Consider the following 12,379-nt stretch of genomic DNA (forward strand, 5'->3'; position numbering starts at 1 on the left):
AGTGGCAGTACAGTTATTAGAAAATTGGCTCCTAAAGGAACAAGGTAAAATTCAAACCAAGTATCGTCACCTAAATCAAGTTTCTGTTGTTGAACCAGACATTCTTTTTATTGGGGATTCCATTGTCGAGTATTATCCTATACAGGAGCTATTTGGAACTTCGAAGACGATTGTCAATCGAGGCATTCGAGGTTATCAGACAGGACTGTTATTAGAGAATCTGGATGCGCATCTATACGGTGGGGCGGTAGATAAAATTGTCCTTTTGATTGGGACAAATGATATCGGAAAAGATGTGCCTGTAAATGAGGCTCTCAATAATCTCGAAGCTATCATACAGTCTATTGCTCGCGATTATCCATTGACTGAGATGAAATTGCTTTCTATTTTGCCAGTCAATGAGGGAGAGGAGTACAAGCAGACAGTTTATATCCGCACAAATGAAAAAATTCAGAACTGGAATCAAGCCTATCAAGAGCTTGCTTCTGCCTATATGCAGGTAGAATTTGTGCCAGTTTTTGATAGTTTGACAGACCAGGCAGGCCAACTCAAAAAAGAATATACAACTGATGGGTTGCACCTTAGTATTACTGGTTACCAGGTTTTGACCAAATCCTTGAAAGCCTATCTTTTGTAGTTAGTTGATTTCTTTTTTGCATTTTTGACTTAGATAAGGTATAATGGTTTTATTGTCTTTTGGGGTCGTTACGGATTCGACAGGCATTATGAGGCATATTTTGCGACTCGTGTGGCGACGTAAACGCTCAGTTAAATATAACTGCAAAAAATAATACTTCTTACGCTCTAGCTGCCTAAAAACCAGCAGGCGTGACCCGATTTGGATTGCTCGTGTTCAATGACAGGTCTTATTATTAGCGAGATACGATCAAGCCTTGTCTAGTGGCTTGATAAGAGATTGGTAGACTCGCAGTTTCTAGGCTTGAGTTATGTGTCGAGGGACTGTTAAACTAATACATAACCTATGGTTGTAGACAAATATGTTGGCAGGTGTTTGGACGTGGGTTCGACTCCCACCGGCTCCATTATTCCTTTGCATTCTTTTGCATTCCTTGGTAAAACGTTGTTAAATCAACGTTTTTTATTTTTTTCTTTGGTATTCCTTGGTATTCTTTTGCGGAAAAGGGAGTCACAAAAGGAGTCACAAAAAGGAGGCGAACCTCCTTAAAAATTAATATAATACTTAATTGCTTTTTGAAAACACTTGAGTATTAGTAGTTTGTATAGTCGCCCTCAATCAGTTTTGCGATAAGCTTTAATACTATGACTATACCATTCTTGCATTTCTTTTGATGGTGGTGTCATATAATCCCCGTACATCTGGGTTAAAAATTGGTCATATTTTTTAGGGACGGGCAACATACGGCCTTCAAACTCAGTTAAAATCAGTTCTTTAAAGGTATCAACTGGGAATATTTCTTTCATTCCTTCCTTACCAATTCCAATTCCCCCTTCATATTGAGGAGTGTTGGTTGCAGCATTTTTGACTAGTTGATCAATTTTCTTGTAAAAGTAGCGAGGATTGACAAATCGGAGAGCGTACCAGCTACATAATCTAAGAAAATCTTTTAATTTGCTGTCGCCGTGAACTGCGCGTGATTTTTTGATATAAGCTAGTTGACGAAGGGCTACATACTTATAACTCTTGTCGACAATGCTCAAGTCTGTAAAGCGATCAATTGGGAAGACATCGATAAAGAGACTGGTGTCATGACGCTTGTACTTAACATGGTCTTCGATAACAGTAGAAGTATCCAAAATCGATGCGAAATTATGGAAGTACCAAGAAGAAGTGTCGTAGGAGAGAACCTTATAACGTGGATGGTCTTCTTCCTCAATGATCTTCAATAAGCGCTCATAATCTTCACGATAAAGGGAAATATCAATATCATCATCCCAGGGAATCATGCCTTTGTGGCGGATAGCTCCAAGCATGGTTCCATAACTGAGAAAATAAGGAATATTATGTTTCTTACAAGTCTCATCAATATAATCTAGCAGGGCTAGTTGAATTTCTTTAATTTCTTCTTTTTCTAAATATTGCATCCTAATCCTCCAATTTGTAGGCATGAAATTCATGACTGTAGAAGCGTTTTTCTTCAGGTGGCAAGGTCATATAATCCCCATAAAATTGTGTCAAAATAGTATCATATTTTTCAGGTGCGGGAAGGCTTAAATTCTCAAAGGGTAAATCGATTGTTTTATCGAAGGTAGCACTTGGGAAGACTTCCTTTTCCTTAAATTTAGAAGGGATGAAAGCCATATACTGCCCATTTTCACGACTATATTTTTGAATTTCTTTCTCGATTTTATTTGCGAAATAACGAGGAGAAACAGGTCGAAGGAGCAACCAAAAGGCTGTTCGTATCCAATCTTTTAAAAGGCTGTCTTTATAGACAATATTTTTATGTTTACTGAAAGACAGAAGTTTGAAGCTTTCCAGTTTATAACAAGTATCAATGACCTTAGGATCATCAAAGCGATCCATAGGGAAAATATCGATAAAAACACCAGAATCATAGGTTTTTGTATTTCGAGTATCAATAATTTTAGTTGTACTGTCGGTTATTTTGATAAAGTTGTTAAAGTAGTTTTTATCAGTTTCTAAGGAAAGGAGCTTATACTTGCTTTTTTCCTTTTGAAAAATGTTTATAAATCGTTGGTAGTCTTCTCGAGGCATGGATAAATCAATATCGTCGTCCCAAGGGATAAAGCCTTGATGTCGAACTGCCCCAATCAGAGTCCCGTAGTTAATAATATAGTTGATATTGTGCTTTTTACAGAGAGTATCAATATAATCCAAAATTTCTAATTCAATTTGTTTGGCATCTTCAATGGTTAGTTGTTTCATTCTACACTCCTATGATCTTTTGAATTTATTTTTTAAGGCTAGGACATGGTTTAAAAATTCATAGAAAATACTATCTTTGGTGAAGACAAGTAGACCAATATAAGAGATGGCTGATAGCAAGACAATCAAACCAGTATTCATCAAAAATGGCAAATTAATGACCATATCCACAGGATACAAGAAATTGATCAGGAAATAAATTCCTACGAAAGAAAGTGAAAAGAGGGAGTATCGAACAGTATAGCTGAAGATATGTCCCAAGTGGATGAGCTGTTTTCTATGAATGAAAATGATATAGCAAACAAGTAGAGAGGCCTCTGATAGCATAGTTGTCAGTAAGTAGTATTCAGGAGCTACGATATGGTTGAAAAAGAGGAGACTATTTAAGCCTAAATTGAGTAATCCTGCAAAGACTGTATAGACTGTGATACGTTTTTCATAGCCATTTGTAAAGAGAATTTGTGAACCAAGAATGGTATCTAGTGCCAGGATAATTGTACGAAAAGCGAAGAGAGAGGTTAAGATACCACCTCCGATATATTTTTCACTACCGTAAAGTAGGATGGCATTTGGTCCTAAAACCATGAGTCCAAAACTCAGTGGAATGATAAAGAAGTTAAAGATTCGACTTCCTCTGTTAACAAGGGCGGCATAAGCTTCCTTATCGCCTTTTCCTAGATAGTAACTGAGACGAGGCACACTCACTCCAATGGCACCTGTTACAACCCCAGCTATAACGGTCACAATTCGTTGAGCCATGGTATAGTAACTAACGTTGACATCAATCCCCGTTTTAACGAGGAAGAGACGATCCAAAAAAGTGAAGAGCATATTGGCATTGGCAAAGACCAACATGGCTGTCAGAGGGAGAAAGAGCGGTTTAAAATCACTTATGTGAATCTTAACCAGCTTAATGTCTCTTTTAATCCAAAAATAACTAATCAGATAGTTAATCAGTGTCGATAAACTCATCACAAGTGTATATACAACAATATCATGCTCATTTTTGACAAACAGGAAAATAGAGACCAGCATCAGGATGCGGATGAAGGCAGTCTTGTAAAAAAGAAAACTGTAATTTTCCAGAGCCTCATTGACCCATTCGATTGAAAAAATCTGGGCAATGAGTTGAATCCCCATAACAAGGTAGACTTTTTTGATGATTGGATTATCAGTAAAGAAGAGAGGATAGGCAAGGATATAGACAGCAGTGGTCAAAATCGTACAAGCGATGCACAAATAAAAAAGACTAGAGAAGGTTCTATTAAGATCTTTTTTGTTATCCTTGACATTACTGATGGCCCGTAAACCGTAGTTATAGACTCCATATGTTGCAAAGGGCAAGAAAAAGGACAAAATAGTGTCAACAGAGTTGAAGTAACCATAGTCAGTTCGGTCTAAGACACGCGCGACATAGGTTCCAGTTAGGATGGGAAAAATAATATTTAAGACACGAATTCCCATATAAGATAGAGCATTTAATTTTATACTTTTCATTCAATTTACCTCGTTTTTCATTATATCATAAAGTTAGCTAATAAGAAATGAAGGGTAGTAAGTCAAGCGATTCCTTTGAAGTTTCAAAGCATAATTTTAAGTTTTCTTTAAGGAAAGTATATTATTCTGAAGAACTCTAAAATTTCACAGCTATTTATTAGTAATTTCTACAGAATTCCTAGTTATTACTAGAAATGGACTAGTTTCTTTGAATAATAGAACTGCTTAATCCTCCTATTCTAGAACGGGAGGACCGGTATTTCTTTCATGATAGAACTAGATTGTGGTATAATAGAGAGAATAAGTTTTTTTAGTAAGACAAAGGAGAAAATAGATGATTTATGCAGGAATTCTTGCTGGTGGAACTGGCACACGCATGGGAATTAGTAATTTGCCAAAACAATTTTTAGAGCTAGGCGATCGACCTATTTTGATTCATACAATTGAAAAATTTGTCTTGGAACCAAGTATTGAAAAAATTGTGGTTGGGGTTCATGGAGACTGGGTTTCCCATGCAGAGGATCTTGTAGATAAATATCTACCTCTTCATAAGGATCGTATCATCATTACAAAAGGTGGTGCTGACCGTAATACGAGTATTGAGAAAATCATTGAAGCCATTGATGCTTATCGTCCGCTTACTCCAGAGGATATCGTTGTTACCCACGATTCTGTTCGTCCATTTATTACACTTCGCATGATTCAAGACAATATCAAACTTGCCCAAAATCATGACGCAGTGGATACAGTGGTAGAAGCGGTTGATACTATCGTTGAAAGTACCAATGGTCAATTTATTACAGATATTCCAAATCGTGCTCACCTCTATCAAGGACAAACACCTCAAACATTCCGTTGCAAGGACTTCATGGATCTTTATGGCTCTCTCTCTGTTGAAGAGAAGGAAATCTTAACAGATGCATGTAAAATCTTTGTCATTAAAGGAAAAGATGTGTCCTTGGCTAAGGGAGAATACTCAAACCTAAAAATCACAACAGTGACAGATTTGAAGATTGCAAAAAGTATGATTGAGAAAGACTAGTGATATGATTAATCAAATTTATCAACTGACTAAGCCCAAGTTTATCAACGTCAAATACCAGGAAGAGGCTATTGACCAAGAAAATCATATCCTCATCCGTCCTAATTATATGGCGGTCTGTCATGCGGATCAGCGTTACTACCAAGGAAAACGTGATCCGAAGATTTTGAATAAAAAGCTTCCAATGGCAATGATTCACGAGTCATGTGGAACCGTTATTTCTGACCCTACAGGAACCTACGAGGTTGGTCAAAAAGTTGTCATGATTCCTAATCAGCCTCCTATGCATAGTGATGAAGAATTCTATGAAAACTACATGACAGGAACCCATTTCTTGTCTAGTGGCTTTGATGGCTTTATGAGAGAGTTTGTTTCTCTCCCTAAAGATCGTGTGGTGGCTTATGATGCTATCGAAGATACGGTTGCAGCCATTACAGAGTTTGTCAGTGTCGGCATGCACGCTATGAATCGTCTATTGACCCTTGCTCATAGCAAGCGGGACCGAATCGCCGTTATCGGAGATGGAAGTTTAGCATTTGTGGTTGCCAATATTATCAACTATACTTTGCCAGAAGCAGAGATTGTGGTTATTGGTCGTCATTGGGAAAAATTGGAACTTTTCTCTTTTGCCAAAGAATGCTATATTACTGATAATATTCCTGAAGATTTGGCCTTTGACCATGCTTTTGAGTGTTGTGGTGGTGATGGTACTGGACCAGCTATTAATGATTTGATTCGCTATATTCGTCCTCAGGGAACGATTCTCATGATGGGAGTTAGCGAATATAAAGTAAATCTCAATACTCGCGATGCCTTAGAAAAGGGCTTGCTCTTGGTTGGTTCCTCTCGTTCTGGTCGCATCGATTTTGAAAATGCAATCCAAATGATGGAAGTCAAGAAATTTGCCAATCGTCTCAAAAATATCCTTTATCTAGAAGAACCTGTAAGAGAAATTAAAGATATTCACCGTGTCTTTGCGACCGATTTAAATACAGCATTTAAAACGGTGTTTAAGTGGGAAGTATAGGTGCTGGAGGTTAATTGTGGAGAAAATCATTAAAGAAAAAATTTCTTCCCTACTTAGTGAAGAAGAGGAAGTCCTCAGTGTTGAACAACTGGGGGGAATGACCAATCAAAACTATTTGGCCAAAACAACAAATAAGCAATATATTGTTAAATTCTTTGGTAAAGGGACAGAAAAGCTGATCAATCGTCAAGATGAAAAGTACAATCTTGAACTACTAAAGGATTTAGACTTAGATGTAAAAAATTATCTTTTTGATATTGAAGCTGGTATCAAAGTAAATGAGTATATCGAATCTGCGATTACGCTTGATGCGACTTCAATTAAGACCAAATTTGATAAAATTGCTCCAATTTTACAAACCATTCATGCTTCTGGCAAGGAATTAAGGGGAGAATTTGCTCCTTTTGAAGAAATCAAAAAATACGAATCCTTGATTGAGGAAAAAATCCCTTATGCTAACTATGAAGCAGTTAGAGAAGAGGTCTTCTCCTTAGAGAAAAGACTGGCTGACTTAGGTGTTGACAGAAAATCTTGTCATATCGATTTGGTGCCTGAAAACTTTATCGAATCACCTCAAGGACGACTTTATCTGATTGACTGGGAATATTCATCAATGAATGATCCAATGTGGGATTTGGCTGCCCTCTTTTTAGAGTCTGAATTCACTCCTCAAGAGGAAGAATCCTTCTTATCTCACTATGACAGTGAACAAACACCTGTCTCTCGTGAAAAGATTGCAATCTATAAAATTTTGCAAGATACTATTTGGAGTCTATGGACTGTCTATAAGGAAGAACAAGGTGCAGATTTTGGTGACTATGGTGTGAGTCGTTACCAAAGAGCTGTTAAAGGTCTGGCCTATTATGGAGGTTCAGATGAAAAATAAAAACGGAGTTCCTTTTGGCCTTCTCTCAGGTATTTTCTGGGGTTTAGGTCTAACGATTAGTGCTTATATCTTTTCGATTTTTACAGATTTGTCGCCCTTTGTGGTGGCCGCTGCTCACGATTTCTTGAGTATCTTTATCTTATTAGCTTTTCTCTTGGTAAAAGAAGGAAAAGTTCGTCTCTCAATTTTCTTAAATATTCGCAATGTGAGTGTTATCATCGGAGCCTTGCTAGCAGGCCCTATCGGTATGCAGGCCAATCTTTATGCGGTTAAGTATATCGGAAGTTCATTAGCTTCATCAGTATCGGCTATTTATCCTGCGATTTCAGTTTTATTGGCTTTCTTCTTTTTGAAGCACAAGATTTCGAAAAATACTGTGTTTGGGATTGTCTTGATTATTGGAGGGATTATTGCTCAAACTTATAAGGTTGAACAGGTTAATTCTTTCTACATTGGGATTCTTTGTGCTTTAGTTTGTGCTATTGCATGGGGAAGTGAGAGTGTTCTTAGCTCCTTTGCCATGGAAAGTGAATTGAGTGAAATCGAAGCCCTCTTAATCCGTCAAGTGACTTCATTCTTGTCCTATCTTGTGATTGTGCTCTTCTCTCATCAGTCATTTGCTGAAGTAGCTAATGGACAATTGCTAGGTCTTATGATTGTCTTTGCAGCCTTTGATATGATTTCCTACTTGGCTTATTATATCGCTATCAATCGCTTGCAACCAGCCAAGGCTACAGGCTTGAATGTGAGCTATGTAGTATGGACTGTCTTGTTTGCAGTTGTTTTCTTGGGTGCACCGCTAGATATGCTGACAATTATTACGTCACTTGTCGTCATTGCTGGAGTTTATATTATTATTAAAGAATAAAGGAGATTCGTGTGAAAGCCATTATCTTAGCAGCGGGATTGGGAACTCGCTTGCGTCCTATGACTGAAAATACCCCTAAAGCCTTGGTTCAGGTTAATCAAAAACCCTTGATTGAATACCAAATTGAGTTTCTAAAAGAAAAAGGTATCCATGACATCATCATCATTGTTGGTTACCTTAAAGAACAATTCGATTATTTAAAAGAGAAATACGGTGTTCGCCTCGTTTTCAATGATAAATACGCTGACTACAATAACTTTTACTCTCTCTATCTTGTAAAAGAAGAATTAGCTAACAGTTATGTTATCGATGCTGACAATTATCTCTTTAAAAATATGTTCCGCAATGATTTGACACGTTCTACTTATTTTAGTGTTTATCGTGAAGATTGTACCAACGAATGGTTCTTGGTCTATGGAGATGACTACAAGGTTCAAGACATTATTGTTGATAGCAAGGCAGGTCGTATCCTTAGTGGTGTATCCTTCTGGGATGCTCCAACTGCAGAAAAGATTGTCAGCTTTATCGACAAGGCTTATGCAAGTGGTGAATTTGTTGATCTCTACTGGGACAATATGGTTAAGGATAATATCAAAGAACTGGATGTTTATGTTGAAGAATTAGAAGGCAATAGCATCTATGAGATCGATAGTGTCCAAGATTATCATAAATTAGAAGAAATTCTTAAAAACGAAAATTAAAGATTCCAACATCTGGCTAAAATAGTCGGATGTTTTTTGATTTTTTTACGAATAAATAGATGAGTAGAAAAAGAAATGGAGTTATTTATGAAAATCACAAACTATGAAATCTATAAGTTAAAAAAATCAGGTTTGAGCAATCAACAGATTTTGAAAGTGCTAGAATACGGTGAAAATGTTGATCAAGAACTGTTGTTGGGTGATATTGCAGATATATCAGGTTGCCGAAATCCAGCTGTTTTTATGGAACGTTATTTTCAGATAGACGATACGCATTTGGAGAAGGAGTTTCAAAAATTTCCATCTTTCTCTATTTTAGATGACTGTTACCCTTGGGATTTGAGTGAAATATATGATGCACCTGTGCTTTTATTTTACAAGGGAAATCTTGACATCTTGAAATTTCCTAAGGTAGCAGTCGTAGGAAGTCGTGCTTGTAGCAAACAGGGAGCTAAGTCAGTTGAAAAAGTCATTCAGGGCTTGGAAAATGAACTGGTTATTGTCAGTGGCTTAGCCAAGGGTATCGATACAGCAGCTCATATGGCAGCTCTTCAGAATGGCGGCAAAACCATTGCAGTGATTGGAACAGGACTGGATGTGTTTTATCCTAAAGCAAATAAACGTTTGCAAGACTATATTGGAAATGACCATCTGGTTCTCAGTGAATATGGACCTGGCGAACAACCTCTGAAATTTCATTTTCCTGCCCGTAATCGCATCATTGCTGGACTTTGTCGTGGTGTGATTGTAGCAGAGGCTAAGATGCGTTCAGGTAGTCTCATTACCTGTGAGCGAGCAATGGAAGAAGGGCGCGATGTCTTTGCTATACCTGGTGGCATTTTAGATGGACTATCAGACGGTTGTCATCATTTGATTCAGGAAGGTGCAAAATTGGTCACCAGTGGAAAGGATGTTCTTGCGGAATTTGAATTTTAAGACGAAATTTCTCTTTTTAAACCAACTTTTCTTCTATATATAGGAGCTAAGCCTTGACAGTTATGGCAAAATGGTTTACACTTTATAAAGTTTATTACTTTGAAAAGGTGTGATACTGTGGCTACGGCAACAAAAAAGAAAAAATCAACAGTTAAAAAAAATCTAGTAATCGTGGAGTCGCCTGCTAAGGCCAAGACGATTGAAAAATACCTGGGAAGAAATTATAAGGTTTTAGCAAGTGTCGGTCATATTCGTGATTTGAAAAAATCCAGTATGTCGGTCGACTTTGAGAATAACTACGAGCCCCAATATATCAATATTCGGGGAAAAGGTCCTCTCATCAATGACTTGAAAAAAGAAGCTAAAAAAGCCAATAAAGTCTTCCTAGCGAGTGACCCGGACCGTGAAGGAGAAGCTATTTCTTGGCATTTGGCTCACATTCTCAACTTGGATGAAAATGATGCCAACCGTGTAGTCTTCAATGAAATCACTAAGGATGCGGTCAAAAATGCTTTTAAAGAACCTCGTAAAATCGATATGGATTTGGTGGATGCCCAACAAGCCCGTCGTGTTTTGGACCGCTTGGTAGGTTATTCTATTTCACCAATTCTTTGGAAGAAGGTCAAGAAGGGCTTATCAGCAGGGCGCGTGCAATCTGTTGCCCTTAAGCTAATCATTGACCGTGAAAATGAAATCAATGCCTTCCAACCTGAAGAATATTGGACGATTGACGGAGTCTTCAAAAAGGGGACTAAGCAATTCCAAGCATCCTTCTATGGAATGAATGGCAAAAAGATGAAATTGGCTAGCAATGAAGAGGTCAAAGAAGTCTTGTCTCATCTGTCTAGCAAAGACTTTACTGTGGATCAGGTAGATAAAAAAGAGCGCAAGCGTAACGCTCCACTACCTTATACTACCTCAACTATGCAGATGGATGCAGCCAACAAGATCAATTTCCGTACTCGAAAGACCATGATGGTTGCCCAACAGCTCTATGAAGGGATTAATATTGGTTCTGGTGTCCAAGGTTTGATTACCTATATGCGTACCGACTCGACTCGTATTAGTCCAGTGGCGCAAAACGAAGCGGCAAGCTTTATCAACGAACGTTTTGGCAGTAAGTATTCTAAGCATGGAAGCAAGGTAAAAAATGCATCAGGTGCTCAGGATGCCCATGAGGCTATTCGTCCGTCTAGTGTCTTTAATACACCTGAAAGTATTGCTAAGTATCTGGACAAGGATCAGCTCAAGCTTTATACTCTTATCTGGAATCGTTTTGTGGCTAGTCAGATGACAGCTGCTGTCTTTGATACCATGGCTGTTAAATTGTCGCAAAATGGGGTTCAATTCGCTGCCAATGGTAGTCAGGTTAAGTTTGATGGTTATCTTGCTATCTATAATGATTCTGACAAGAATAAGATGTTACCAGATATGGCTGTTGGAGATCTGGTTAAGCAGGTAAATAGTAAGCCAGAGCAACATTTCACCCAACCGCCAGCCCGTTATTCTGAAGCGACACTAATCAAGACCTTGGAGGAAAATGGGGTTGGACGTCCGTCAACCTACGCTCCAACCATTGAAACCATTCAGAAACGTTATTATGTTCGCCTTGCAGCTAAACGTTTTGAACCGACAGAGTTGGGAGAAATTGTCAACAAGCTCATCGTTGAATATTTCCCAGATATCGTAAATGTAACCTTTACAGCTGAAATGGAAGGCAAACTGGATGACGTCGAAGTCGGAAAAGAGCAGTGGCAACGTGTCATTGATGCTTTTTACAAACCATTTTCTAAAGAAGTTGCCAAGGCTGAAGAAGAAATGGAAAAAATCCAAATCAAGGATGAACCAGCTGGATTTGACTGTGAAGTGTGTGGTAGTCCAATGGTTATTAAGCTTGGACGTTTTGGTAAGTTCTACGCTTGTAGCAATTTCCCAGATTGTCGTCATACCCAAGCAATCGTGAAAGAGATTGGTGTTGAGTGTCCAAGTTGTCATCAGGGGCAAATCATTGAGCGTAAAACAAAACGTAACCGCCTCTTCTATGGTTGCAATCGCTATCCGGAATGTGAATTTACCTCTTGGGACAAGCCGGTTGGTCGTGACTGTCCAAAATGTGGCAACTTCCTCATGGAGAAAAAAGTCCGTGGTGGTGGCAAGCAGGTTGTTTGTAGCAAAGGCGACTACGAAGAAGAAAAGATTAAATAAGAGGAGAGTCCTGAAAGTGAATTCCCAAACTAAGTTCCACCGCTAGTAGAAGTGGAACTTAGTCTGATAAAAATTGGGCTCTTTGTCAACTGTGGTGGGTTGAAAAAAGCTAACCCTAACCTCGAGAAAGGACAAATTTCGTCCTTTCTTTTTTGATGTTCAGAGCGATAAAAATCCGTTTCTTATACTCATCTGCTTTCAAAAAGCATTCTAGTCCATCGCCGATTAACGATGGACTTTATCACTGTCTTCTCCAGTCCTTGTATGACATCTTGAAGTTGCTTCATGACATCTTCCAAAGTTCGAAAGGCTTTATTCTTAAATCCACGTTTACGAATCTCTTTCCAC

11 protein-coding genes, 1 other RNA gene and 1 pseudogene are annotated in these 12,379 nt (G+C 38.2%); 9 read left to right on the forward strand and 4 right to left on the reverse strand.

Annotated features, from left to right (window positions below; genetic code table 11):
* Position 1 precedes the first annotated feature (1 nt).
* Together ADI86_RS00295 and ssrA are read left to right on the forward strand one after the other, a co-directional pair.
* A complete protein-coding gene (locus ADI86_RS00295) occupies positions 2–637 on the forward strand; it encodes an SGNH/GDSL hydrolase family protein (protein ID WP_049531309.1) in 636 nt (211 codons plus the stop codon).
* 61 nt (positions 638–698) lie between these two features.
* Positions 699–1,046: a transfer-messenger RNA gene (gene ssrA, locus ADI86_RS10705) on the forward strand.
* A 205-nt stretch (positions 1,047–1,251) separates the two neighbouring features.
* On the opposite strand, the gene ADI86_RS00300 is transcribed toward ssrA, so the two are convergent.
* From ADI86_RS00300 to tacF, 3 genes are read right to left on the reverse strand one after another with little or no spacing between them, the layout of a single operon-like run.
* Entirely contained in the window at positions 1,252–2,064 is an 813-nt protein-coding gene (locus tag ADI86_RS00300) for a LicD family protein (protein WP_049531310.1), read from the reverse strand.
* A gap of 1 nt (position 2,065) precedes the next feature.
* Positions 2,066–2,869: a LicD family protein gene (locus tag ADI86_RS00305; protein WP_049531311.1), complete on the reverse strand. Its 804-nt coding sequence runs from the start codon at positions 2,867–2,869 to the stop codon at positions 2,066–2,068.
* A 9-nt stretch (positions 2,870–2,878) separates the two neighbouring features.
* Positions 2,879–4,366: a type IV teichoic acid flippase TacF gene (gene tacF, locus ADI86_RS00310; RefSeq protein ID WP_049531312.1), complete on the reverse strand. Its 1,488-nt coding sequence runs from the start codon at positions 4,364–4,366 to the stop codon at positions 2,879–2,881.
* A gap of 334 nt (positions 4,367–4,700) precedes the next feature.
* On the opposite strand from tacF, the gene ADI86_RS00315 reads away from it, so the two are divergent.
* The 7 genes from ADI86_RS00315 to topA all read left to right on the forward strand — a co-directional run bounded on the left by ADI86_RS00315 (position 4,701) and on the right by topA (position 12,031).
* The gene (locus ADI86_RS00315) at positions 4,701–5,408 is read left to right on the forward strand and encodes an IspD/TarI family cytidylyltransferase (protein ID WP_049531313.1); all 708 of its coding nucleotides are present in this window, start codon (positions 4,701–4,703) and stop codon (positions 5,406–5,408) included.
* A 4-nt stretch (positions 5,409–5,412) separates the two neighbouring features.
* Positions 5,413–6,435 (forward strand): ribitol-5-phosphate dehydrogenase, encoded by a 1,023-nt coding sequence (locus ADI86_RS00320; protein ID WP_049531314.1) that lies wholly within the window; start codon positions 5,413–5,415, stop codon positions 6,433–6,435.
* Positions 6,436–6,451: 16 nt separating this feature from the next.
* Positions 6,452–7,321, forward strand: a complete 870-nt coding sequence (licA, locus tag ADI86_RS00325; protein WP_049531315.1) for a choline kinase LicA — start codon at positions 6,452–6,454, stop codon at positions 7,319–7,321.
* Positions 7,311–8,189 (forward strand): DMT family transporter, encoded by an 879-nt coding sequence (locus tag ADI86_RS00330; RefSeq protein ID WP_049531316.1) that lies wholly within the window; start codon positions 7,311–7,313, stop codon positions 8,187–8,189. Before licA ends, ADI86_RS00330 begins: the two co-directional genes overlap by 11 nt.
* A gap of 11 nt (positions 8,190–8,200) precedes the next feature.
* Positions 8,201–8,890 (forward strand): CTP--phosphocholine cytidylyltransferase, encoded by a 690-nt coding sequence (locus tag ADI86_RS00335; RefSeq protein ID WP_020902399.1) that lies wholly within the window; start codon positions 8,201–8,203, stop codon positions 8,888–8,890.
* Between the two features lie 87 nt (positions 8,891–8,977).
* Positions 8,978–9,826 carry a DNA-processing protein DprA gene (gene dprA / locus ADI86_RS00340; protein WP_000705297.1) on the forward strand — a complete coding sequence of 283 codons (849 nt, stop codon included), beginning with the start codon at positions 8,978–8,980 and terminating at the stop codon, positions 9,824–9,826.
* Positions 9,827–9,943: 117 nt separating this feature from the next.
* Positions 9,944–12,031: a type I DNA topoisomerase gene (gene topA, locus ADI86_RS00345; protein WP_049531317.1), complete on the forward strand. Its 2,088-nt coding sequence runs from the start codon at positions 9,944–9,946 to the stop codon at positions 12,029–12,031.
* A gap of 188 nt (positions 12,032–12,219) precedes the next feature.
* Here the strand turns inward: topA and ADI86_RS11540 are convergent.
* Positions 12,220–12,379, reverse strand: a pseudogene (locus ADI86_RS11540) (IS630 family transposase); the annotation flags it as partial.

Origin of the sequence: Streptococcus pseudopneumoniae, assembly GCF_001074975.1 — a bacterium.
GTDB classification, from domain to species: domain Bacteria; phylum Bacillota; class Bacilli; order Lactobacillales; family Streptococcaceae; genus Streptococcus; species Streptococcus pseudopneumoniae_D.

What these genes read in the sequence shown, in the direction of transcription:
- ADI86_RS00305 (WP_049531311.1), bottom strand. Translation starts at nt 2,869, where the DNA reads ATGAAACAACTAACCATTGAAGATGCCAAACAAATTGAATTAGAAATT.
- ADI86_RS00300 (WP_049531310.1), bottom strand. Translation starts at nt 2,064, where the DNA reads ATGCAATATTTAGAAAAAGAAGAAATTAAAGAAATTCAACTAGCCCTG.
- ADI86_RS00315 (WP_049531313.1), top strand. Translation starts at nt 4,701, where the DNA reads ATGATTTATGCAGGAATTCTTGCTGGTGGAACTGGCACACGCATGGGA.
- ADI86_RS00320 (WP_049531314.1), top strand. Translation starts at nt 5,413, where the DNA reads ATGATTAATCAAATTTATCAACTGACTAAGCCCAAGTTTATCAACGTC.
- ADI86_RS00330 (WP_049531316.1), top strand. Translation starts at nt 7,311, where the DNA reads ATGAAAAATAAAAACGGAGTTCCTTTTGGCCTTCTCTCAGGTATTTTC.
- dprA (WP_000705297.1), top strand. Translation starts at nt 8,978, where the DNA reads ATGAAAATCACAAACTATGAAATCTATAAGTTAAAAAAATCAGGTTTG.
- tacF (WP_049531312.1), bottom strand. Translation starts at nt 4,366, where the DNA reads ATGAAAAGTATAAAATTAAATGCTCTATCTTATATGGGAATTCGTGTC.